At 68.1% G+C, this 22,001-nt stretch carries 17 protein-coding genes; 6 read left to right on the forward strand and 11 right to left on the reverse strand.

The genetic code is table 11. From position 1 onward, the window contains the following. Positions 1–39: 39 nt before the first annotated feature. Complete coding sequence (gene ceoA, locus MBR110_RS22375) at positions 40–1,257, reverse strand: multidrug efflux RND transporter periplasmic adaptor subunit CeoA (RefSeq protein WP_011880928.1); 1,218 nt, start codon at positions 1,255–1,257, stop codon at positions 40–42. A gap of 31 nt (positions 1,258–1,288) precedes the next feature. After that, positions 1,289–2,149 carry an alpha/beta hydrolase gene (locus tag MBR110_RS22380; RefSeq protein WP_059734705.1) on the reverse strand — a complete coding sequence of 287 codons (861 nt, stop codon included), beginning with the start codon at positions 2,147–2,149 and terminating at the stop codon, positions 1,289–1,291. A gap of 173 nt (positions 2,150–2,322) precedes the next feature. Here MBR110_RS22380 and ceoR point away from each other — a divergent pair, with 173 nt between their 5' ends. Further along, complete coding sequence (ceoR, locus tag MBR110_RS22385) at positions 2,323–3,327, forward strand: putative multidrug efflux transcriptional regulator CeoR (protein WP_011880930.1); 1,005 nt, start codon at positions 2,323–2,325, stop codon at positions 3,325–3,327. Positions 3,328–3,813: 486 nt separating this feature from the next. Continuing rightward, on the forward strand, positions 3,814–4,107 hold the full coding sequence (locus tag MBR110_RS22390; protein WP_059475137.1) for a DUF4148 domain-containing protein: 294 nt from the start codon (positions 3,814–3,816) through the stop codon (positions 4,105–4,107). Between the two features lie 206 nt (positions 4,108–4,313). Here MBR110_RS22390 and MBR110_RS22395 read toward each other — a convergent pair whose 3' ends face one another. The 4 genes from MBR110_RS22395 to pdxR form a co-directional block, all read right to left on the reverse strand. Continuing rightward, positions 4,314–5,411, reverse strand: a complete 1,098-nt coding sequence (locus tag MBR110_RS22395) for a purine-nucleoside phosphorylase (RefSeq protein ID WP_034193357.1) — start codon at positions 5,409–5,411, stop codon at positions 4,314–4,316. A 312-nt stretch (positions 5,412–5,723) separates the two neighbouring features. Further along, complete coding sequence (locus MBR110_RS22400; protein WP_034193358.1) at positions 5,724–6,314, reverse strand: LysE family translocator; 591 nt, start codon at positions 6,312–6,314, stop codon at positions 5,724–5,726. Positions 6,315–6,489: 175 nt separating this feature from the next. Next, complete coding sequence (gene selD, locus MBR110_RS22405) at positions 6,490–7,554, reverse strand: selenide, water dikinase SelD (RefSeq protein ID WP_059734703.1); 1,065 nt, start codon at positions 7,552–7,554, stop codon at positions 6,490–6,492. A 281-nt stretch (positions 7,555–7,835) separates the two neighbouring features. Continuing rightward, positions 7,836–9,344, reverse strand: a complete 1,509-nt coding sequence (pdxR, locus tag MBR110_RS22410) for a MocR-like pyridoxine biosynthesis transcription factor PdxR (protein WP_011880936.1) — start codon at positions 9,342–9,344, stop codon at positions 7,836–7,838. Positions 9,345–9,470: 126 nt separating this feature from the next. Between pdxR and MBR110_RS22415 the strand changes: the two genes are divergently transcribed. Beyond that, positions 9,471–10,754, forward strand: a complete 1,284-nt coding sequence (locus MBR110_RS22415) for a 4-aminobutyrate--2-oxoglutarate transaminase (RefSeq protein WP_011880937.1) — start codon at positions 9,471–9,473, stop codon at positions 10,752–10,754. 77 nt (positions 10,755–10,831) lie between these two features. Beyond that, a complete protein-coding gene (gene gabD, locus MBR110_RS22420; protein WP_059888623.1) occupies positions 10,832–12,295 on the forward strand; it encodes an NADP-dependent succinate-semialdehyde dehydrogenase in 1,464 nt (487 codons plus the stop codon). A 123-nt stretch (positions 12,296–12,418) separates the two neighbouring features. Here the strand turns inward: gabD and MBR110_RS22425 are convergent, their stop codons facing one another. Together MBR110_RS22425 and MBR110_RS22430 are read right to left on the reverse strand one after the other, a co-directional pair. Beyond that, entirely contained in the window at positions 12,419–13,963 is a 1,545-nt protein-coding gene (locus MBR110_RS22425; RefSeq protein ID WP_175995269.1) for a methyl-accepting chemotaxis protein, read from the reverse strand. Between the two features lie 399 nt (positions 13,964–14,362). Continuing rightward, complete coding sequence (locus tag MBR110_RS22430) at positions 14,363–15,907, reverse strand: methyl-accepting chemotaxis protein (protein WP_181709348.1); 1,545 nt, start codon at positions 15,905–15,907, stop codon at positions 14,363–14,365. A 374-nt stretch (positions 15,908–16,281) separates the two neighbouring features. Between MBR110_RS22430 and MBR110_RS22435 the strand changes: the two genes are divergently transcribed. Then, positions 16,282–16,761, forward strand: a complete 480-nt coding sequence (locus MBR110_RS22435) for a DUF523 domain-containing protein (protein ID WP_046424053.1) — start codon at positions 16,282–16,284, stop codon at positions 16,759–16,761. 94 nt (positions 16,762–16,855) lie between these two features. Here the strand turns inward: MBR110_RS22435 and pcaF are convergent, their stop codons facing one another. Continuing rightward, positions 16,856–18,058 (reverse strand): 3-oxoadipyl-CoA thiolase, encoded by a 1,203-nt coding sequence (gene pcaF, locus MBR110_RS22440; protein ID WP_014724098.1) that lies wholly within the window; start codon positions 18,056–18,058, stop codon positions 16,856–16,858. A gap of 227 nt (positions 18,059–18,285) precedes the next feature. Between pcaF and MBR110_RS22445 the strand changes: the two genes are divergently transcribed. Then, positions 18,286–19,074, forward strand: coding sequence for an IclR family transcriptional regulator (locus MBR110_RS22445; protein ID WP_014724100.1), 789 nt, complete (start codon positions 18,286–18,288; stop codon positions 19,072–19,074). 96 nt (positions 19,075–19,170) lie between these two features. Here the strand turns inward: MBR110_RS22445 and MBR110_RS22450 are convergent, their stop codons facing one another. Both MBR110_RS22450 and MBR110_RS22455 read right to left on the reverse strand, forming a co-directional pair. Continuing rightward, a complete protein-coding gene (locus MBR110_RS22450) occupies positions 19,171–20,502 on the reverse strand; it encodes an MFS transporter (protein WP_059460665.1) in 1,332 nt (443 codons plus the stop codon). A 55-nt stretch (positions 20,503–20,557) separates the two neighbouring features. Further along, positions 20,558–21,748: a M20 aminoacylase family protein gene (locus tag MBR110_RS22455; protein WP_014724102.1), complete on the reverse strand. Its 1,191-nt coding sequence runs from the start codon at positions 21,746–21,748 to the stop codon at positions 20,558–20,560. Positions 21,749–22,001 lie beyond the last annotated feature (253 nt).

A 22,001-nucleotide genomic window follows, 5' to 3' on the forward strand; every position in this document is an offset into this window, starting at 1 on the left:
TCTGTCTGGTTGAACGCGGAAATCGAAGCGGCGTGCCGCTTACGATTCCGCCTTCGCCGGTGCGGCCGGCTTCGCGGCGTCCGCGAGCGGCGCGGACGGATCGTCGCCGCCCGTCATCGGCACCATGTGCGGCTTGACCTGCTCGCCCGGCCGCACGCGCTGCGTGCCGTTCACGATCACGCGATCGCCGGCGGCAAGCCCGCTCACGATCACGCGCCGGTTGCCGTGCTGCATGCCCTGCTGCACTTCGCGGTACGACACGCGGCCCTGCTGGTCGACGACGAACACGAACTTCTTGTCCTGGTCGGTGTTGATCGCCGCATCGTCGACGAGCAATGCCGGGTGCGGCGCGCTGCCGCCGACCTTCACGCGCGCGTAGAGGCCCGGCACCAGCGTGCCGTCAGCGTTGTCGAAGCGCGCGCGCACGCGGATCGTGCCGGACGACGTGTCGAGCCGGTTGTCGACCGAGTCGATCACGCCGCTGCGCGAATAGCCGGTTTCGTTCGCGAGGCCGAGCTCGACCGGCACCTTGCGGCCGTCGCGCGCGCCGTTGATGTATTGCAGGTAGGTCTGTTCGTCCGCGTCGAACGACGCGTAGATCGGCGACACCGATACGAGCGTCGTCAGCGGCGTCGCCGCGGCGCCCGCCGACACGACGTTGCCCACGGTGATCTCGGCGCGCGACACGCGGCCCGACACGGGCGCGGTGATGCGCGTATAGCCGAGGTTGATGCGCGCCGTTTCGAGCGCGGCTTCGGCCGCCTTCAGGTTCGCGCTCGCCTCGCGCGCCGCGTTCTGCTTCTCGTCGTAGTCGCGCTTCGCGATCGCGTTGTCGCCGATCAGCCGCTGCGCGCGCTGCCAGTCGCTCTGCGCGTAGCCGTTGCGCGCCTGCGCGGCCGCGAGTTGCGCGGCGGCGCGATCGGTCTCGGCCTGGTACGGGCGCGGGTCGATCACGAACAGCACGTCGCCCTTCTTCACGAGCGCGCCGTCCTTGAAGTTCACCGCGACGATGGTGCCCGACACCTGCGGACGCACGTCGACCTTCTCGACCGCCTCGAGGCGGCCCGAGTAGCTTTGCCAATCGGTGACGGTCTGCGGCACGACGGTCGCGACGTCCACTTCGGGCAGCGGCGCTGCGGCCTTGTCGGGCGCGTTCGCGTTCACGCGCATCGCGCCGAACGTGCCGAGACCGACGACGGCGAGCGTCGCGATCGCCGCGGTGGCGATTCGGGAGCGGGTGGTGCGTAGGATGGCCATGTGGATCTCCGGTAAGCGAGGATTGGTGTGGTTATTCGGAACGATTCGGCTGACGGGCCTGGAAGCGGCACTGGAAGAAGCGCACGGCCTCCTCCAGCGCGGCCGCATGGGTCGCGAGCGCGGCGTGCGTGACGTCCGGGTAGCGGATCACCTGCGTGAGCACGCCCGACGAAATCAGGCAGCCCGCATATTTCTCCGCCTCGACGTGCAGCACGTCGTTCTGCGCGGTGACGATCAGCGTCGGCGGCAGCCCCGCGAGGCGCACCGATTCGAGCGGCGCCGCATACGGGTGCATGCGCTGCGCGGCCTGCGGCAGGTACGCGCGATAGCAGGCCGCGCATTCGCGGGCGGTGATGTCGGACGACAAGCGGTCGGCGTCGCCGATGCGGGTCATGCTCGGATCGAGCATCGGCCCGAACAGCGCCTGCGCGGCGACCGGCACCTCGCCGCGATCGCGCGCGATGAACGCGAGACAGTTCGCGAGCTGGCCGCCCGCATCGTGCCCCGCGACGCCGATCTTCTTCGGATTGCCGCCGAACGCGCGGGCGCGCGTCGCGGCCCAGACGGCCGCGCGATACGCATCCTCCGGCGCGGCCGGAAACGGAAAGGCCGGCGCGAGCGAATAATCGACCGACACTACGAGAGCCGGTAAGCGTTCTGCTAAAAAGCGCGCGGCGAAATCGGCGTCGTCGAGCGTGCCGCGCACGAAACCGCCGCCGTGAAAGTAAAGCACTACCGGCAATCCGGTTTTGTCGGCACGCCGATAGAGACGCAACGCGATGTCCTGCGCGTAGCCGGGAATTTCCACGTCCGCGACCGTCAGTGCCGCGCCGGCTCTGGCTTCGACGGGCAATGCGGCTTTCAGGAATTTGCTGAATTCAGAAGCGTCCATGACGATGCGGCATCCATTTCGAGATGGAACGAATTCTGGGTCCGGCAGACATTGGGATAAATGCCTATAATCCGGCAACACAATTCAACGCCCCCGAACAATCCCAGGCTGCGTCGCCTATAAAGTGACGCAGCCTCTTTGTTCCTGAGGCTCATTAGATCGTGGAGGTTGTGATGGACCGGCTTCAGGCCATGCAGGTGTTTACTCGCGTCGTCGATACAAGCAGCTTCACCAAGGCAGCAGAAACGCTGAGCCTGCCGCGGGCGTCCGTCACGACGATCATCCAGAATCTCGAAGCGTTCCTCGGCGTGCGGCTGATGCACCGGACCACGCGCCGTCTGTCGCTCACGCCCGACGGCGCCGCGTACTACGAACGTTGCGTGCGGATCCTCGCCGATGTCGAGGAAACCGAAGCAAGCTTCCAGAACAACAACCGCAAGCCGCACGGCAAGTTGCGCATCGACATGCCGGGCTCGATCGGGCGGCTGCTGGTGATTCCGTCGCTGTGCGAATTCCACACGCGCTATCCGGACATCGATCTGCAGCTCGGCTTGTCGGATCGTCCGGTCGACCTGCTGCAGGAAGGCGTCGACTGCGTGATCCGCGTCGGCGCGCTGCAGGATTCGTCGCTCGTCGCACGGCGGGTCGGCCTGTTCGAATGCGTGTCGGTCGCCGCGCCCGCGTATCTCGACAAGTACGGCGAGCCGCGCAGCATCGAAGATCTCGCCGAGCACAAGGCGGTCAATTACTTTTCGAGCCGCACCGGCCGCACGATCGACTGGACGTTCCTGACCGACGGCAAGGAAGTCGAAGTGAAGATGAACGCGATCGTGTCGGTGAACGATGCCGACGCGTACGTGACCTGCGGGCTCGAAGGCTTCGGGCTGATCCAGCCGCCGCTGTTCATGGTGCTGCCGCACCTGCGCGACGGCCGACTCAAGGAAGTTCTGCCGGGCCTGAAGCCGCTGCCGATGCCGATCTCGGTCGTGTATCCGCACAGCCGCCACCTGTCGCCGAAGGTGCGCGTGTTCGTCGACTGGATCGCCGAAGTGTTCGACCGCTGCCCGCTGTTGAGCGGCAAGGGCAGCCTCGACGCGACGTGCAGCAAGCGCACGTTCGAGGAAGCCGAGCGCGCGCCGGCGCTCGACACGCCGGTCATCAACGAGTGGGTCGCGTAGGGCGCCTGAGTCGCTTGGTCGCTTAATCCGACGAGCGGCGCGCGGGCCGCGCGCTCGCGCGTCCTCGCGCTTTCTTCATACCTCGCTCGGTCGGCGTTCCCGCAGGTTCTCCTTCCGCGTATGCGTCGTGCTCCTTCGGACATCGCAGCCGCGCGCACATCGCGTCTTTCCGGAATCCGCATCACACCTTTGCATCGCGCGCGGCAATCGCCGCGTCGCGCCGACACGCCGTCGCGAAGTCGGGCCGCGTCGCCGCGAGCCGCGCCACAGGCGGCTGTGCGCGATTCCGGCATCACCGTGCGGCCGTGACGGATCGCGATTGTTCCAGCATCGCGACAATTCAATTCGCATCAGCTGCATTTATCGCGCCGGGACACACACCTAAAGTTAACCCTGTCGCGCACATCGTTGCGCATCCAACATCCCGTTCGACGGGACCGGAGCGAGCGCTCTTGCGCCAACTCCGACCAACACAGGAGTTACGTCATGAACCGCCGCCATCTTCTCTCCGCCGTCACACTCGCACTCGCCGTGTCCGCGCCGGCATTCGCCGATACCAATGCGCCGCAAGCCGCCAACTACGCCGGCGCGTCGTACACGCAGCCGAGCAACGGCCCGCGCACGCGCGCCGAAGTCAATGCGGAAGTCGAACAGGCACGCCGCGACGGCACGCTCGCATACCTGCGCAAGGTGAATTCGTATCCGCAAGGTGTCGAGCTCGCGCAAGGCCCGTATCGCCCGACGCCCGAAGGCAACCAGCTCGCCGGCGCAGGCCGGTAAACGCATGACGCCGCGCGACGGATCGTCCGTCGCGCGGCGTCGCGAACCCGACACACGTCAGTCAGTTGCAGGAGTCCGTGATGAACGATCAACTTCCTTCGCCGCTCGATCATTGGGACGACACGACGCCCGTCTGGACGCCGTTTCGTTCGTCGTCGCAACCGCACTGAACGCGTCCGTCACGCGCCGATGCGAGCGCCGGTGCGTCATCGACGCGGCACGCCGTCGCGCCATTCGCCCCAGTGCGTGACGATGTCCTGCACGAGCGGATTGCCCGCGCGATAGAGGTTTTCCGTCGCGGGCGCGAAGCCGCCCTGATCCGCGTAGTTCAGCAGGTTGTCGGCGCTCGTCTGGCCCGCATACGGGCGGTCGAAGTCGGAGCCGGTGCGCAGCACGGCGACGCGCGACAGGTCGACGCGCTTCACGCTCGCCGCGCGCTTGAGCGCCTCGTACGTCGCGTTGTCTTCCTGCGCGGTCATGCAGTAGGTGCCCTTGCCGTCGGTGAGGATCTTGGTCCATTGACGCGCGCGCTCGCCGATCAGCGTGCCCGAGAACCACGTATTGCCCGACGACGTGTCGCACTGGATCACCGTCGGCGGCCGGTTCGCCGGCGCATACGTGAACTTCGCGCGCGCGGCCTGCGCCTGCGCGCTGTCGGCAAGCACGACGTTGCGCGACAGCGCATAGGCGGCATCGGTCAGCTGCGCGTTGAGCTGGAACACTTCGGTGCGGTAGTCGAGCGGCGGCTTGTCGCTCGGGCTCTTCGTGTTGATGCCGAGGAAGCCGGTGTTCCAGCCGGCGGGAATCTCGCGCGCGTCGAGCTCCCACTGCAGGCTGAAATCGACGAGGTATTTCGACCACGCCGCGGAACCGACCGTGCCCTGCGCGGGGTCGACGCCCGCGATGCCGGACACGAGGAAGTAGGTGCGGCGCAGGTCGAAGCGCGGCGAGAACGTGAGCGCCATGATCGTCGCCGATGCGTTCGCGTAGCCCATGCCGGTCGTCACGACGCAGACGTCCTGCCGGTTGCAGTGGACGACCGGATAGTCGGGCGACAGGCCCGGCACCGCGACGTCGCGCCACGGGCCGAGCCGGTCGAGCCACGCCTGGCCCTCCGGACCGAACATCGTGATGATCATGACCTTGACCGGGCGGCCCTGTGCCGCGGTCTCGGCGAATGCAGCGTTGGCCGTCGTGGCCGCGTTGCCTGCGTCGTCGCGCTGATGGTCCTGCGCGATCGACGGCGCGGTCGCACAGGCGGCGAGCGAGAAGGCGGCTGCGGAAAGAATGGAGCGAGTCAGCATCGGCGTTCCTTGTTTCGATGATGTTGGGTGAGAACGGCTGTCGGAGACTGCGCGACCGAGTATAGAACGCGGGTCTGCGATGCGGAACCCGACTACGAAACGGGGGGTTGGGGGGAGTGGCGCGGGGTGATTGAAGGTGCCGATAACGCTGATTACGCTGATTACGCCGGTTGCCGGTTGCGCGGATCAGCGCGTTCGCGCCGTAATCGCCGCACGCCGCTGCGACCGACACTGAGAATCGCTACGAGGCCGCGTGCCACGGCATGCAGGCATTCTTGAGCGGCCGAGGCTTCGACGACCGTCCCGGCCCCGCTACGCGCGGACGATCCCCGCGACGCCATAACCGAGCACGACCAGCGCAGCAAGCACGTGGCTCGCCGCGAGCCATCGCGGCGACTTCACGACGCGCGCGATCGCGCTGCCGCCGAACGCGAACACGAGCTGGCCGACGAGACTGCCGGCAAACACGCACGCCGCCCCGAGCAGCCAGTGCCGGTACGCGCCGGCCGCCGCGGCCGCATAGCCGTAGAACAGCAGGATGGTCAGCGGATTCGCGAGCGTGACGAAGAACATCGACGTGAACGGCCGTGTGCCCGGCGGCGGCGCGGCGCCGTCGAGCGTGCGGCGCCGGTCTTTCAGCGCGTGCCACAGCATGCGTGCGCCCATTGCGAGCAACACGAGCGCGCCGACCAGACGAAACTGCGCAAGATGCGACGCGAGCGTGTGCGCGAGCATCGCGCCGATCGTGAACGCGGCAACCGCATAGCAGCCGTCGGCCGTCGCGACGCCCGCTGCCGCGCGCACACCGCTCGCAATGCCGGCGCGCAGCGCATGGTTCGCGATCATCAGCGCGACGGGGCCGACCGACAGCGCGACCGTCAGCCCGAACAGGAAATCGTTCATCGCCCGCGACGGCTGTCGATACGCGCCGTCGATTGCGACGCGCGGCGACGATCGTGTGCGATCGAAATCTGCGTCACACGATGTCGACTCACCACGGCCCGTCCACCCTCTCGCCGATCACCACCGCGCGATCGAAACCACGAGCGGCGAAGATCCCGCGCGATCGAAACCCGCGTCACGCGACCTCGACGCGCGACGCCCCGTCCACCATCTCGCCGATCACGGCCGCACGGTCGAAGCCGTCGGCGCGGAAGCACGCGAGCACGTCGTCGACGGCTTCCGGCGCGCACGCGACCAGCAGCCCGCCCGACGTCTGCGGATCGGTGAGCAGCGCCTGCGCGACGGGCGGCAGGTTGTCGGCGAGCCGCACGTCGGCGCCATACGCGGCCCAGTTGCGTCCCGACGCGCCAGTGAACACGCCGTCGGCGACGAACGCCTCGACGCCCGCCAGCCACGGCAGCGACGCGTAATGCACGCGCGCGGTCAGCCCCGCGCCGCGCGCCAGCTCGAGCGTGTGGCCGAGCAAACCGAAACCGGTGACGTCGGTCAGCGCGTGCACGTCCGGCAATGCCGCGAGTTCGGCGCCCGGCCGGTTCAGCTTGGTGGTCGTCGCCAGCATCTGCGCGTAGCCGGCGGCGTCGAGCCGATTCTTCTTCAGCGCGGCGGACAGCACGCCGACGCCGAGCGGCTTGCCGAGCACGAGCACGTCGCCCGCGCGCGCGGCCGCGTTGCGCTTCACGCGCGACGGATGCACGACGCCGATCGCGGCGAGCCCGTAGATCGGCTCGACCGAATCGATCGAATGGCCGCCGGCCACCGGAATGCCCGCTTCCGCGCATACGGCTTCGCCGCCGCGCAGCACGGCCGCGATCGTCTCGTGCGGCAGCACGTTGATCGGCATGCCGACCAGCGCGAGCGCGAGGATCGGCTTGCCGCCCATCGCGTAGACGTCGGACAGCGCATTGGTCGCGGCGATGCGGCCGAAGTCGAACGGATCGTCGACGATCGGCATGAAAAAGTCGGTGGTCGCGACGATCGCCTGCTCGTCGTTCAATCGGTAGACGGCCGCGTCGTCGGAGGTTTCGGTGCCGACCAGCAGATCGGGAAACAACGCGGGCGGCGTGGCCCGCTTCAGCAGCTCGGACAACACGCCCGGCGCGATCTTGCAGCCGCAGCCGCCGCCGTGCGACAGGCTCGTCAGGCGCGGAACGGCGGGCGGAGTGAGGGTGGCTTCGGTCATCGTCGGTATCCGGTGAATAACAACGTTCCATTATCGACAATTCCGCGCGAGCACGCGCGATATCCGGATGCGGGATGGAATGCGTGCGCCGCGGTCCACGTCGGCGCAAACCGCGAAGTCGGCACGAACCGGGCGAACCGGGCAAACCGCATGGTCCGACGCGGCGCCTCGGCTACGACACGGGCGTGTCACGCGTTCACCGTCGCGTCGCACGTGTCCTACGACGCGGCCGCCTCCGGTCGCGACCACGCCACCACACGCCCACACACGCCCACTCCCCATCAAGCCGCCGCAACGACCCCGTCGAACGCCCGCTCGTCGATCGCTTCCGCGAGCTTCGCGAACGCGGTCGCGATCTCGTCCTCCGGCACGCACGCATAGCCGAGCAGCAAACCCGATGCCGCGCGCTCCGGTTGCGCGTAATAGCCGGACAGCGGCCGCACGACGATGTTGCGCTCCAGCGCGGCCTGCGCGACCGCGCGATCGTCGGCGCCGTCGGGCAGCCGCGTGACGAGATGCAGCCCCGCATCGCTGCCGAGCGCGTGCAGCGTGTCGCCATAGCGTCGCGCGACCGCGTCGAGCAGCACTTCGCGGCGCTGTCCGTACAGCGTGCGCATCTTGCGGATATGCGAAACGAAATGCCCGTCCGCGATGAACTCGGCCAGCACCGCCTGCTGCAGCAGCTGCCCTTCGCGGTACAGCTCGGCGCTCGCGGTCGCGAAGCTCTCCGCGAGCGGCTCGGGCGCGACCAGATAGCCGACCCGCAGCCCCGGAAACAGCGTCTTGCCGAAGCTGCCGACGTAGATCACCTGCCCGGCCGTATCGAGCCCCTGCAACGACGCGAGCGGACGGCTGCCGTAGCGGAATTCGCTGTCGTAGTCGTCCTCGATGATCCAGCAGCCGTGCTGGCGCGCGTATTCGAGCAACATGCGGCGGCGCGCGAGGCTCATCACCATGCCGAGCGGATACTGGTGCGACGGCGTGACCAGCATCAGCTTCGGCGGCTCGGCGAGATCGTCGGCCGACGGCGCGATTCCTTCGTCGTCCACCGCGATCGGCCGGGTGGTCAGCCCCGACACGTTCAGCACGCTGCGCACGCCCCAGTAGCACGGGTCCTCGGTCCAGATCACGTCGCCCGGATCGGTCAGCACGCGCACCGCGAGGTCGATCGACTGGTGGATCCCGGTGGTAATCACGATCTGCTCGGGCGTGCAGCGCACCGAGCGCGACGTGCGCAGATAGTCGGCCAGCGCCTCGCGCAGCAGCGCGAGGCCGCCGCCCGGCGCGTAGGTCAGCAGATCGGGGCGCAGGCGCCGCCAGTACTTGTTGTGCAGCCGGGTCCAGACGCGCGCCGGAAAGCGCGACACGTCGGGCACGCCCGGCATGAACGCGCCGCCCTGGCGCTTCGACACGCCCGCGCCTTCGACGAGCCGCGTGCCGCGCGCCGACAGCCGCCGCGCCGGCGAGGCCGCCACCGCCGGGCTCGCGCCCGGCTCGAGCGGCGCGCCGACGATTTCGTCCGGCGCGCTGTCGGCAACGAACGTGCCGCGCCCCGTCGCCGAATGCACGTAGCCTTCGAGCGCCAGCTGTTCGTACACCTGCGTGACCGTGTTGCGCGCGATGCCCAGCTCGGCCGCGAGCAGCCGCGACGACGGCACGCGCGTGCCGGCCGGCAGCTCGCGCGACAGGATCGCCTGCTGCAGCAGCCGGTGCAGCTGCCGGTAGATGGGCTGCTCGCTGCCGCGCACGAGGCGCTGCGCCAGCCAGTCCGACAACACGCTTGCGCGCATGATTGGCTCCTGAATATTTATTGAAATGGCTCTGATTGCCGGAGCCAAATGTGATTATAGTCGCCTCCATGGGCTGCCAACGCGGCCGATTTTTACCTCACCGGACACAACATCAAGGAGCTGACCGTGAAGAATGCCGACCTGCATGCCCGCAAGAACGCCGCCACCCCGCGCGGCGTCGGCGTGATGTGCGATTTCTACGCCGCCCGCGCCGAAAACGCGGAGCTGTGGGACGTCGAGGGCCGCCGCTTCATCGATTTCGCCGCCGGCATCGCCGTGCTGAACACGGGCCACCGCCACCCGAAGATCGTCAAGGCGATCGCCGACCAGCTGAACTGCTTCACGCACACCGCTTACCAGATCGTCCCGTACGCGTCGTACGTCGAGCTGGCTGAAAAGATCAACGCGCGCGCACCGGGCGACTACCCGAAAAAGACGGCGTTCTTCACGACCGGCGCCGAAGCCGTCGAAAACGCGATCAAGATCGCGCGTGCGGCAACCGGCCGTCCGGGCGTCATCGCGTTCGCCGGTGGTTTCCACGGCCGCACGATGATGGGCATGGCGCTGACCGGCAAGGTCGCACCGTACAAGCTGAACTTCGGTCCGTTCCCGGGCGACGTGTTCCACGCACCGTACCCGAACCCGCTGCACGGCGTGACGACGGCCGACTCGATCAAGGCGATCGAGATGCTGTTCAAGGCCGACATCGATCCGAAGCGCGTCGCCGCGATCATCTTCGAACCGGTCCAGGGCGAAGGCGGCTTCAACCCGGCGCCGGCCGACTTCGTGCGCGCACTGCGCAAGATCTGTAACGAGCACGGCATCATGCTGATCGCCGACGAAGTGCAGACGGGCTTCGCGCGTACCGGCAAGCTGTTCGCGATGCAGCAGTACGACGTGCTGGCCGACCTGATCACGATGGCCAAGAGCCTCGCGGGCGGCATGCCGCTGTCGGGCGTCGTCGGCCGTGCGGACGTGATGGACGCGGCAGCGCCCGGCGGCCTCGGCGGCACGTACGCCGGCAACCCGCTCGCCGTCGCGTCGGCGCACGCGGTGCTCGACATCATCGACGAAGAGAAGCTGTGCGAACGCGCGACGCAACTGGGCGACGCGCTGAAGGCGAAGCTGAACGCGCTGCGCGCCGACATCGCACCGATCGCCGACGTGCGCGGTCCGGGCGCGATGGTCGCGGTCGAGTTCGTGAACCCGGCCACGGGCGAGCCCGACGCCGACTTCACGAAGCGCGTGCAGGCGCGTGCGCTCGAGCGCGGTCTGCTGCTGCTCGTGTGCGGCGTGTACTCGAACGTCGTGCGCTTCCTGTTCCCGCTGACGATTCCGCAGGCCGTGTTCGACGAAGCGCTCACGATCCTCGAGGAAGTGCTGAAGGAAACGGTCGGCGTACCGGCCTGAGTTCCCGTCAACCGAATGCGCCGCTGCCGTCGTACCGACGGCAGCGGCCGTTTCATCTTCAACGCAGGCTATTCAATATGAGCACGGAAAACCTGGCACTGAAAGATCCGTCGCTGTTGCGCCAGCAGGCGTACATCAACGGCGAATGGCAATCCGCGGCGAACGGCGAGTCGTTCGAGGTCCGCAATCCGGCCACCGGCGGCCTGCTCGGCACCGTGCCGGCGATGGGCGCGGCCGAGACGCGTCAGGCGATCGACGCCGCCAACGCCGCCTGGCCGGCGTGGCGCAAGAAGACCGCGAAGGAACGCGCGGCGATCCTGCGCAAGTGGCACGACCTGATGATGGAGAACGCCGACGATCTCGCGCTGATCCTAACGACCGAACAGGGCAAGTCGCTGGCCGAAGCGAAGGGTGAGATCGGCTACGCGGCGTCGTTCCTCGAGTGGTTCGCCGAGGAAGGCAAGCGCGTGTACGGCGACACGATCCCGACGCCGGCGAGCGACAAGCGCATCGTCGTGACGAAGGAAGCGATCGGCGTGTGCGCGGCGATCACGCCGTGGAACTTCCCGGCGGCGATGATCACGCGCAAGGTCGGCCCGGCGCTCGCCGCAGGCTGCCCGATCGTCGTGAAGCCGGCCGAGGCGACGCCGTTCTCGGCGCTCGCGATGGCCGTGCTGGCCGAGCGCGCGGGCGTGCCGGCCGGCGTGTTCAGCGTGATCACCGGCGACCCGAAAGCGATCGGCGGCGAACTGACGTCGAACCCGATCGTGCGCAAGCTGTCGTTCACCGGCTCGACGCCGGTCGGCCGCCTGCTGATGTCGCAATGCGCGGCGACGGTCAAGAAGGTGTCGCTCGAGCTCGGCGGCAACGCGCCGTTCATCGTGTTCGACGATGCCGATCTCGACGCGGCCGTGCAGGGCGCGATCGCATCGAAGTACCGCAACAGCGGCCAGACCTGCGTCTGCACGAACCGCTTCTACGTGCACGAAGCCGTGTACGACGCGTTCGCGCAGAAGCTCGCGGCGGCGGTCGGCCAGCTGAAGGTCGGGCGCGGCACGGAGCCGGGCGTCACGCAGGGGCCGCTGATCAACGAAGCGGCCGTGCTGAAGGTCGAGGCGCACATCGAGGACGCGCTCGCGAAGGGCGCCACCGTCGTCACGGGCGGCAAGCGCCATGCGCTCGGCCACGGCTTCTTCGAGCCGACCGTGCTGACCGGCGTCACGCCGGCGATGAAGGTCGCGAAGGAAGAAACCTTCGGGCCGCTCGCGCCGCTGTTCAAGTTCGGCAGCGACGACGAGGTGATCCGCCTCGCGAACGACACCGAATTCGGCCTGGCCGCGTACTTCTACAGCCGTGACATCGGCCGCGTGTGGAAGGTCGCCGAAGCGCTCGAATACGGGATGGTCGGCGTGAACACGGGCCTCATCTCGAACGAGGTCGCGCCGTTCGGCGGCGTCAAGCAGTCGGGCCTCGGCCGCGAAGGCTCGCACTACGGCATCGACGACTACGTGGTCATCAAGTACCTCTGCCTGGCCGTCTGACGGTTCGGGCCTGTCGCGCAAGCGGCAGGCCCTGACCGCCCGGCCGGAACCGGGCGGTCACGACGCGGGCCGGCGTCCCCTCTCCGCCGTGCCCGCGTCACCTCCTCGTGCGCGCCTGCGCGCTCAACGAAACACGTTCACCGCATCCACCAGCCGCGTCGCCTGCTGCTTCAGACTCTCCGACGCCGCCGCGCTCTGCTCCACCAGCGCCGCGTTCTGCTGCGTGATGTTGTCCAGATGCACGACCGCCTGATCGACCTGCGCGACGCCCGTGCTTTGCTCGGCCGTCGACGAGCTGATCTCCGCGATCAGGTCCGACACGCGTTTGACCTGCGCGACGATGTCCTCCATCGTCTTGCCCGCGCCGTCTACGATGCGCGAGCCCGACTCCACCCGCTCGACGCTCGCGCCGATCAGCGCCTTGATCTCCTTCGCCGCGTTCGCGCTGCGCTGCGCAAGCGCGCGCACCTCGCCCGCCACCACCGCGAAGCCGCGGCCCTGATCGCCGGCACGCGCCGCTTCGACGGCCGCGTTCAGCGCAAGGATGTTGGTCTGGAACGCGATCCCGTCGATCACGCCGATGATGTCGGCGATCTTGTGCGAACTCGCCGTGATGTCGTTCATCGTCGCGACCACTTCGCTGACCGCCTGCCCGCCGCGCATGGCCGCCTCGCTCGCCGACACCGACAGCTGGTTGGCCTGCAGCGCCGTCTCCGCGTTGCTCGACACGGTGGCCGTCATCTCGGCCATCGACGCGGCCGTCTGCTGGACGCTGGTCGACGCCTGTTCGGTGCGCGCGCTCAAGTCGTTGTTGCCCTGCGCGATCTCGTTGCTCGCGCGCTGCACGTTGTGCACCTGTTCGCTGACGTCGTCGACCAGCCAGCGGAACATCAGCCCCAGCTGGTTGATCGTGCGCAGCGTCATGCCGATCTCGTCGACGCGGTTCATCGCCACGCCGCTACGGCTCTCGCCGGTCGCCACCCGCAGCGCCTGGTCGCGCAACTGGATCAGCGGACGCGCGATCTGCGCGTCGAGCCACAGCCCGGCGGCCAGCGACGCGCCGGCCGTCACCGCCGCAAACCCGGCCAGCGCGCCGCCGCCGAGGCCGCACGCCCAGCCGGCGCCGACCACGACGGGCGCCAGCACGCCGAGCGTCGCATGCAGCCGCGCGCGCACCGACATCGTCTGGAACAGCGACGCGACGCGCATCAGCCCGGTGCGCACGACCAGGCCCTTATGGAAACGCCGACTGCCGGCCTTGCCTTCGCGGAACGCGCGGTACAGCGCATCGGCAGCCGCGATCTCGTCGCGCGACGCCTTCGTGCGCACCGACATGTAGCCGGTCGCCTGGCCGTTGCGCATCACCGGCACCGTATTCGAACGCACCCAGTAGTGATCGCCGTTCTTGCGGCGGTTCTTCACGAGCGCCGTCCATGGCTCGCCGTTCTTCAGCGTCGCCCACATGTCGGCGAATGCCTCCTTCGGCATGTCCGGATGGCGCACGACGTTGTGCGGCTGACCTTCGATTTCTTCCGGAGAAAATCCGCTGACCTGAATGAACGCCGCGTTCGCGTACTGGATGTAGCTGTTGGCGTCGGTGGTCGACATCAGCGTCGCGTCATCGGGAAACTCGAATTCGCGTTGCGTGACAGGCTGGTTATTGCGCATGGTATGAGGTTCCTGGTGGCGGATCTTGCGTCCGCTCGTGAATAGGATCGAGGCCGGATGCAGCGCGCTCGCGCCGCATTCGGTCAATCAGACTCCTGCGCTTTCGGCAAATCTGGCGAAAACCTTATGCCGCCCAAGGGTAAATTCGCATTAATTCCGCTTCACGCGCCTTTGCCGAATCCTTGATTCATACGTAAATCGAAAAATTCGTCAGGCAAATCGTTCGGAGCCCAATCATCCGATTATTCGATAATCGCCGGTCACGCGAATCGACGAATCGATTCGATATCCAGAATGCGAATCTCTCTCATTTTTTGCACTGGATCGAATCGCATGACCGCGGCCTGAGCGGGCCGACGGCCATACGATGCACATGCACCGGCAAGCGCGCCTGCGCGATCAGCGGAACACGTTCACCGCGTCGACCAGCCGCATCGCCTGCTGCTTCAGGCTCTCCGACGCCGCCGCGCTCTGCTCCACCAGTGCCGCGTTCTGCTGCGTGATGTTGTCCAGATGCACGACCGCCTGATCGACCTGCGCGACGCCCGTGCTTTGCTCGGCCGTCGACGAGCTGATCTCCGCGATCAGGTCCGACACGCGTTTGACCTGCGCGACGATGTCTTCCATCGTCTTGCCCGCGCCGTCTACGATGCGCGAGCCCGACTCGACGCGCTCGACGCTCGCGCCGATCAGCGTCTTGATTTCCTTCGCCGCGTTCGCGCTGCGCTGCGCAAGCGCGCGCACCTCGCCCGCCACCACCGCGAAGCCGCGCCCCTGCTCGCCGGCGCGCGCCGCTTCGACGGCCGCGTTCAGCGCGAGGATGTTGGTCTGGAAGGCGATCCCGTCGATCACGCCGATGATGTCGGCGATCTTGCGCGAACTCGCGGTAATGTCGTTCATCGTCATGACGACTTCGCTGACCGCTTGCCCGCCGCGCTCGGCCGCCTCGCTCGCCGACACCGACAGCTGGTTCGCCTGCAGCGCCGTCTCCGCGTTGCTCGACACGGTGGCCGTCATCTCGGCCATCGACGCGGCGGTCTCCTGCACGCTCGACGCGGCCTGCTCGGTGCGTGCGCTCAAGTCGTTATTGCCTTGCGCGATCTCGTTGCTCGCGCGCTGCACGTTGTGCACCTGCTCGCTGACGTCATCGACCAGCCAGCGGAACATCAGCCCCAGCTGGTTGATCGTGCGCAGCGTCATGCCGATCTCGTCGACGCGGTTCATCGCCACGCCGCGGCGGCTTGCGCCGGTCGCGACGTTCAGCGCCTGATCGTGCAGCCGCTTCAGCGGCTGCACGATCTGCGCATCGAGCCACAGCCCGGCGGCCACCGACGCGCCGGCCGTCACGGCCGTAAGCGCCGCCAGCGCGCCGCCACCGAGCCCGCACGCCCAGCCCGCGCCGATCACGACCGGCGCCAGCACGGCCAACGCCGAGTGAACGCGCGCGCGCACCGACATCGTTTGCGGCAGCGAGACGATGCGCATCAGCCCGGTGCGCACGACCAGCCCCTTATGGAAACGGCGGCTGCCGGCCTTGCCTTCGCGGAATGCGCGATACAGCGCCTCGGTGCCCGCGATCTCGTCGCGCGGCGCCTTCGTGCGCACCGACATGTAGCCGTGCGGCGCGCCGTTGCGCATCACCGGCACCGCGTTCGCGCGCACCCAATAGTGGTCGCCGTTGTTGCGGCGATTCTTGACGAGCGCGGTCCACGGCTCGCCGTTCTTCAGCGTCGCCCACATGTCGGCGAACGCTTCCTTCGGCATATCGGGGTGGCGCACGATGTTGTGCGGCTGGCCGACGAGTTCGTCGGTGGAGAAACCGCTCACATACGCAAACGTCGTGTTCGCATAGGTGATGATGCTGTCGGCATCGGTCGTCGACATCAGCGTGACGTCGTCGGGGAAATCGAATTCTTGTTGGGTGACGGGCTGGTTGTTGCGCATGGAGGGCTCCGAAGAGCGGGTCCGGGTTGGGGGCCCGCGCGGGCGCGGAATCGCGCTCAGTAGCCGGAAAACGGTTGATCGCTTTACGACGGTATCGTCCCCTGCTGACGGCAACTAGCGGCAAAACCTTAGGCCTGATCGACACAAAATATCGAATTCGACGCTAAATATGATTTCAATCAAACAATCTGGCAATAACCGGCGCCGAGGCGATGCCTAAACGGTGTGCACGCAGCGCCGTCAATGCAGCGATCCCATCGACCGTTGCAAACCGCAAAACGATGCGGACGTGCGCGCAGCGCTCGACGCGAACCTGGAGAACGACCGTGCAGCACACGGAGCAACAAGCGGCCACGCCGAAGATCCTCGTCAGCATGTGCCTGCTCGGGCATCCCGTCCGCTACGACGGCGCAGCCAGGCGCAGCGCGCATGACGCGCTCGCGCGCTGGCAGCGCGACGGGCGGCTGGTGCTCGTCTGCCCGGAGCTCGCCGGCGGGCTGGGCGTGCCGCGGCCGCCCGCCGAGATCGCCAGCGGCGCATCGGGCCAGCGCGTGCTCGCCGGCGCCGCACGGATCGTCGACGTGCATGGGACCGATCTGACCGCGCAGTTCGTCTGCGGCGCACAAGCCGCGCTCGCGCTGGCCCGCGCGCACGATTGCCGCTTCGCGCTGCTCGCGGACGGCAGTCCGTCGTGCGGCAGCCGCTTCATTCATGACGGGAATTTTGCGGGGCGTCGGCATCCGGGCGCCGGCGTGACGGCGGCCTTGCTGCGCGAGCATGGCATCGAGGTATTCGCGGACACCGAGATCGACGCGCTCGCCGCGCGCATCGCGCAGCATTCGCCGGCCGAATGACGATGTGGCCGGCACGCGCGCGTCGTGCCGGCCACATCGTCGAGGAAAGGCTACGCGCGCGGCGGGCCGCGCCGCGCTGCGCCGCATTGCGCGTTTAGACGCGCTCGATCGCGATCGCGATGCCCTGGCCGACGCCGATGCACATCGTGCACAGCGCGAAGCGGCCGTTGGTGCGATGCAGCTGGTACATCGCGGTCGTCACGAGGCGCGCGCCCGATGCGCCGAGCGGATGGCCGAGCGCGATCGCGCCGCCGTTCGGATTCACGCGCGGATCGTCGTCGGCGACGCCGAGCATGCGCAGCACCGCGAGCCCCTGCGACGCGAACGCCTCGTTCAGCTCGATCACGTCGAACTGGCCGATCGTCATCCCGAGCCGCGCGAGCAGCTTCTGCGTGGCGGGCGCCGGGCCGATGCCCATCACGCGCGGCGCCACGCCGGCCGTCGCGATGCCGAGCACGCGGGCGCGCGGCGTCAGCCCGAAGCGCTTCGCGCTCGCTTCGTTGGCGAGCAGCAGCGCGGCCGCGCCGTCGTTGACGCCCGACGCGTTGCCGGCCGTCACCGAGCCGTCGGGACGCACGACGCCCTTCAGCTTGGCGAGCACGTCGAGCGACGTTTCGCGCGGATGCTCGTCGCGCGAAAACACGACCGGATCGCCCTTCTTCTGCGGAATCGTCACCGGGACGATTTCCGCGGCGAGCGTGCCGTCCTGCTGCGCACGCGCGGCCTTCTGCTGGCTGCGCAGCGCGAACAGATCCTGGTCGGCGCGGCTGACGTTGTAATCGACCGCGACGTTCTCGGCCGTCTCCGGCATCGAATCGACACCGTGCAGCTGCTTCATCAGCGGATTCACGAAGCGCCAGCCGATCGTCGTGTCGTAGATGTCGGCCTGGCGCGCGAACGCGCTGGCGGCCTTGCCCATCACGAACGGCGCGCGCGTCATGCTTTCGACGCCGCCCGCCACCATCAGCGCGGCCTCGCCCGACTTGATCGCGCGCGCGGCCACGCCGACCGCGTCCATGCCCGACCCGCACAGCCGGTTGATCGTCGAACCCGGCACGCCGTCGGGCAGGCCGGCCAGCAGCGCCGACATGCGCGCGACGTTGCGGTTGTCCTCGCCGGCCTGGTTCGCGCAGCCGTAGATCACGTCGTCGAGCGCCGTCCAGTCGACGTCGCGGTTGCGCTCGACGAGCGCCTTCAGCGGCACCGCGCCGAGGTCGTCGGCACGCACGCCCGACAGCGCGCCGCCGTAACGGCCGATCGGGGTACGGATCGCATCACACAAAAAAGCTTCGGTCATCGGTGTCTCCGGTCTCATGCAACGCTGGGAAATAACTGCTACGCGCCCCTTGCCTTGCCCGCCGGGATGCGCTTAAATGTTCTTTATACGAACATAAGATCGTGTATCGAACGATTTCCGCATCATAGGGAGTGCGGGGATGCGCTGTCAAGCGCGCGCGCCGCGGTGCGGTTGGCGTGCCGGGCCCCATGCGCTATCTTCTCGGCTGCACGACAATCCGACCGTTCATGACCACCGAAGACATCCAGACGAAACCCGGCGACTCCTATGTGCAGTCGTTTGCGCGCGGCCTCGCGGTGATCCGCGCCTTCGATGCGCAGCGCCCCGAGCAGACGCTCACCGAGGTCGCGGCGGCCGCCGGGCTCACGCGCGCGGGCGCGCGCCGCATCCTGCTGACGCTGCAGACGCTCGGTTACGTCGAGGCCGACGGCCGGCTGTTCCGGCTCACGCCGAAGATCCTCGAGCTAGGCTTCGCGTACCTGACGTCGATGCCGTTCTGGAATCTCGCCGATCCGGTGATGGAGCAGTTGTCCGCACAGATCCACGAGAGCTGCTCGGCAGCGGTGCTCGATCGCACCGAGATCGTCTACGTGCTGCGCGTGCCGACCCACAAGATCATGACCATCAACCTGTCGATCGGCAGCCGCCTGCCCGCGTACTGCACGTCGATGGGCCGCGTGCTGTTGTCCGCGCTCGACGATGCGACGCTCGACGACACGCTCGCGCAGAGCAACATTCGCGCGCACACGCCGCGCACGCTCACCGACCTCGGCGAGCTGAAGGCCGCGATCGCGCAGGTGCGCCAGCAGGGCTGGGCCGTGGTCGACCAGGAGCTCGAGGTCGGGCTGATGTCGATTTCCGCGCCGATCCGCAACCGCCGCGGGCAGGTGATCGCCGCGATGAACATCAGCGGCAACGCGCAGCGGCATACCGCGAAGCAGATGGTGAAGGAGTTTCTGGGGCCGCTGCAGCAGGCGGCGCAGACGGTGTCGGAACTCGTCGCGAGGCGCGGTTAGACGCAATGCGCGCACCTCACGCGCGATGCCGTCCGAACCGAAGACCATCGCACGACATGGCGCGACATCGCGCGGCCCGAACGGCCGCGCGCCGCCTCAGTCCATCGACTCGCGCGCGGTTTCGCGCAGCATCGCGACCGCAATCAGCGACAGCACCACACAAGCGGCCACATAGCCGGCCGGCGCGAGCTTGCTGCCGGTCGTCTTCACGAGCCAGGTCGCGACCAGTTGCGCGGTGCCGCCGAAAATCGTCACCGCCAGCGCATACGCGATCGAAATGCCGGTCGCGCGCACATGGCGCGGCAGCGATTCGCACATCAGCGCCATTTCCGATGCCGAGCCCAGCGAATAGAACAGCAGCATCAGCGCGGTCAGCGGCAGGATCACCGACAGCGTCGGATGGTGGTTCATCAGCCAGAACGCGGGGAACAGCAGCAGCACCAGCACGCCGCGCCCGACGAAGATCGGCATGCGCCGGCTGCCGAGGCGGTCCGACAGCCAGCCGAACAGCGGGCACGTGACGAGCATCACGCAGCCCGACGCGACGCCGACGAACATCGACAGCTTCATCGGCACGCCGAGCGTATGGATCGCATAGGTCGGCATGTAGAAGGTCAGGATGTAGGTCGACACCGTGCCGCCCATCACCGTCAGCATCAGCAGCAGCACCGTGCGCGCGTGCTTCGAGAACAGCTCGCGCAGCACGCCGCGCTCGATCGCGTGGTGGTGGTCGCCCGGCGCGTCGTCGGCGAGGCGGCGGCGCAGGTACATCCCCACCGGCGCGATCAGCAAGCCGGCGAAGAACGGCAGACGCCAGCCCCAGCCTTCGAGCGCGTCCTTCGTCAGCGTGTTCGACAGCAGCGCCGCGAAGCCCGAGCCCATCAGCGCCGCGCCGCCTTGCGTCGCGAGCTGCCAGCTGGCGCGAAACGCGCGGCGCGACGTGCCGCCGTGCTCGATCAGCGTCGACGTCGCCGCGCCGAACTCGCCGCCCTGCGAGAAGCCCTGCATCAGCCGCGCGACGACGATCAGCAGCGGCGCGGCGACGCCGGCCTGCGCGTAGGTCGGCGCGATCGCGATCAGGCCGGTGCCGAGCGCCATCAGCAGGATCGTCAGGTTCAGTGCGGCCTTGCGGCCCTTGCGATCCGCATAGACGCCGAGCACGACGCTGCCCAGCGGCCGCGTGAAGAAGCCGGCGGCAAACGTCGCGACCGACAGCAGCAGCGACGTGGTCGGATCGCTCGACGGGAAGAACAGCCTGCCGATCAGCACCGCGAAGAAGCCGTACACGGTGAAGTCGAAGAATTCGAGCCAGTTGCCGATCACCGCCGCCGCGATCGCGCCGCGCTGCGTGACGGCCGGTGCATCGTGCGTGTGGACCGCGGCGGCGCCGGCCGCTCCGGCGTGCAGCGCGAGAGGATCTTTCTGCATCGTTCAATCTCCTGACAATGCGGCCGAAAGCGCCGCGCGGCCACCGCGGCCGGGATCACTGCGCGAGGTAACGCTCGACGAGGCGCGTCCAGAAGGCCGCGCCGATCGGCAGGTTGCGATCGTTGAAGTCGTACTTCGGGTTGTGCACCATGCAGCCGTCTTCGCCTTCGCCGTTGCCGAGCCGCACGAACGAGCCCGGCCGCTGCTGCAGCATGAACGCGAAGTCCTCGCTGCCCATCAGCAGGTCGGCCTGCTCGACGACGTGCGCGTCGCCGACCAGCTCGCGCGCGACCTGCGCCGCGAAGTCCGTTTCGGCGTCCGTATTGACGACGACCGGATAGCCTTCGATGTACTCGACGTCGGCCGTCGCGCCGTAGCTCGCCGCCTGCGTCTCGGCCAGCTCGACGATGCGGCGCTTGAGCAGCGCGCGCACGTCGGGGCTGAACGAACGCACGCTGAGCTCGAGCCGCGCGCCGCTCGGAATCACGTTGTTGGCGGTGCCCGCGTGCATCGAGCCGACCGTGACGACCGCCGGCTGCGACGGATCGACGTTGCGCGCGACGATCGTCTGCAGCGCCATCACGATGCTCGCCGCGACCACCACCGGGTCGACCGTCAGATGCGGGCGCGCCGCGTGGCCGCCGACGCCCTCGATCTTGATGATCGCCTTGTCGCCGGCCGACATGAACGGGCCGCGCCGCGTGAGGAACACGCCGGGCGCCGCGCCCGGATGGTTATGCATGCCGAACACCGCATCGCACGGAAAGCGCTCGAACAGGCCGTCGTCGATCATCTTCTTCGCGCCGCTGTCGACGCCGTGCTCCTCCGCCGGCTGGAAATACAGATGCACCGTGCCGCGGAAGTTGCGCGTCTTCGCGAGCTGCTGCGCGGCGCCGAGCAGCATCGTCGTGTGGCCGTCATGGCCGCATGCGTGCATCTTGCCGTGCGTGCCGCTCGCATACGGCAGGCCGGTGGCCTCGACGATCGGCAGCGCGTCCATGTCCGCGCGGATGCCGATGCTGCGCGCGCCGTCGCCGACGCGCAGCGTGCCGACCACACCCGTCCCGCCGACGCCGCGCGTCACTTGCCAGCCCCACTGCTCGAGCTTGTGCGCGACCAGCGCGGCCGTCTCGTGCTCCTCGTAAGCAAGCTCGGGATGATGGTGGATGTGATGGCGGATCTCGCGCAGCGCGGCGGCTGCGGGCATCAGGTCGTCGATTTCGGTGAAGCGGACATCGGTGGTCATCAAGCGGGCTCCTGCTGAGCGTCTGCGTGTCAGCCCGCACGCGGCGAGCGGCATGCGGGAAAGCGAGCCACTATAACGAGCTGATATCGGTTCAATAAGATGCGGAATTTTTCACCCCGATAAAGTTTATTAATCAGGGTAAACACGGCTCTCGGCGGCCGACACGTGCACGCCGTTGACGCCGCGGCCCAACGGTTTATCGTTCACGTTCCGGCCGGCGGCGCGCGCAGCGCGCCCGACCGCGCCACTATCA

Origin of the sequence: Burkholderia sp. MBR-1 (assembly GCF_013822785.1) — a bacterium.
Taxonomy (GTDB): Bacteria; Pseudomonadota; Gammaproteobacteria; order Burkholderiales; family Burkholderiaceae; genus Burkholderia; species Burkholderia vietnamiensis.

Excerpts from the sequence above, each read along its gene's own strand:
- ceoA (WP_011880928.1), bottom strand. The coding sequence starts at position 1,257 with ATGGCCATCCTACGCACCACCCGCTCCCGAATCGCCACCGCGGCGATC.
- MBR110_RS22380 (WP_059734705.1), bottom strand. The coding sequence starts at position 2,149 with ATGGACGCTTCTGAATTCAGCAAATTCCTGAAAGCCGCATTGCCCGTC.
- ceoR (WP_011880930.1), top strand. The coding sequence starts at position 2,323 with ATGGACCGGCTTCAGGCCATGCAGGTGTTTACTCGCGTCGTCGATACA.
- MBR110_RS22390 (WP_059475137.1), top strand. The coding sequence starts at position 3,814 with ATGAACCGCCGCCATCTTCTCTCCGCCGTCACACTCGCACTCGCCGTG.
- MBR110_RS22395 (WP_034193357.1), bottom strand. The coding sequence starts at position 5,411 with ATGCTGACTCGCTCCATTCTTTCCGCAGCCGCCTTCTCGCTCGCCGCC.
- MBR110_RS22400 (WP_034193358.1), bottom strand. The coding sequence starts at position 6,314 with ATGAACGATTTCCTGTTCGGGCTGACGGTCGCGCTGTCGGTCGGCCCC.
- selD (WP_059734703.1), bottom strand. The coding sequence starts at position 7,554 with ATGACCGAAGCCACCCTCACTCCGCCCGCCGTTCCGCGCCTGACGAGC.
- pdxR (WP_011880936.1), bottom strand. The coding sequence starts at position 9,344 with ATGCGCGCAAGCGTGTTGTCGGACTGGCTGGCGCAGCGCCTCGTGCGC.
- gabD (WP_059888623.1), top strand. The coding sequence starts at position 10,832 with ATGAGCACGGAAAACCTGGCACTGAAAGATCCGTCGCTGTTGCGCCAG.
- MBR110_RS22425 (WP_175995269.1), bottom strand. The coding sequence starts at position 13,963 with ATGCGCAATAACCAGCCTGTCACGCAACGCGAATTCGAGTTTCCCGAT.
- MBR110_RS22430 (WP_181709348.1), bottom strand. The coding sequence starts at position 15,907 with ATGCGCAACAACCAGCCCGTCACCCAACAAGAATTCGATTTCCCCGAC.
- MBR110_RS22435 (WP_046424053.1), top strand. The coding sequence starts at position 16,282 with ATGTGCCTGCTCGGGCATCCCGTCCGCTACGACGGCGCAGCCAGGCGC.
- pcaF (WP_014724098.1), bottom strand. The coding sequence starts at position 18,058 with ATGACCGAAGCTTTTTTGTGTGATGCGATCCGTACCCCGATCGGCCGT.
- MBR110_RS22445 (WP_014724100.1), top strand. The coding sequence starts at position 18,286 with ATGACCACCGAAGACATCCAGACGAAACCCGGCGACTCCTATGTGCAG.
- MBR110_RS22450 (WP_059460665.1), bottom strand. The coding sequence starts at position 20,502 with ATGCAGAAAGATCCTCTCGCGCTGCACGCCGGAGCGGCCGGCGCCGCC.
- MBR110_RS22455 (WP_014724102.1), bottom strand. The coding sequence starts at position 21,748 with ATGACCACCGATGTCCGCTTCACCGAAATCGACGACCTGATGCCCGCA.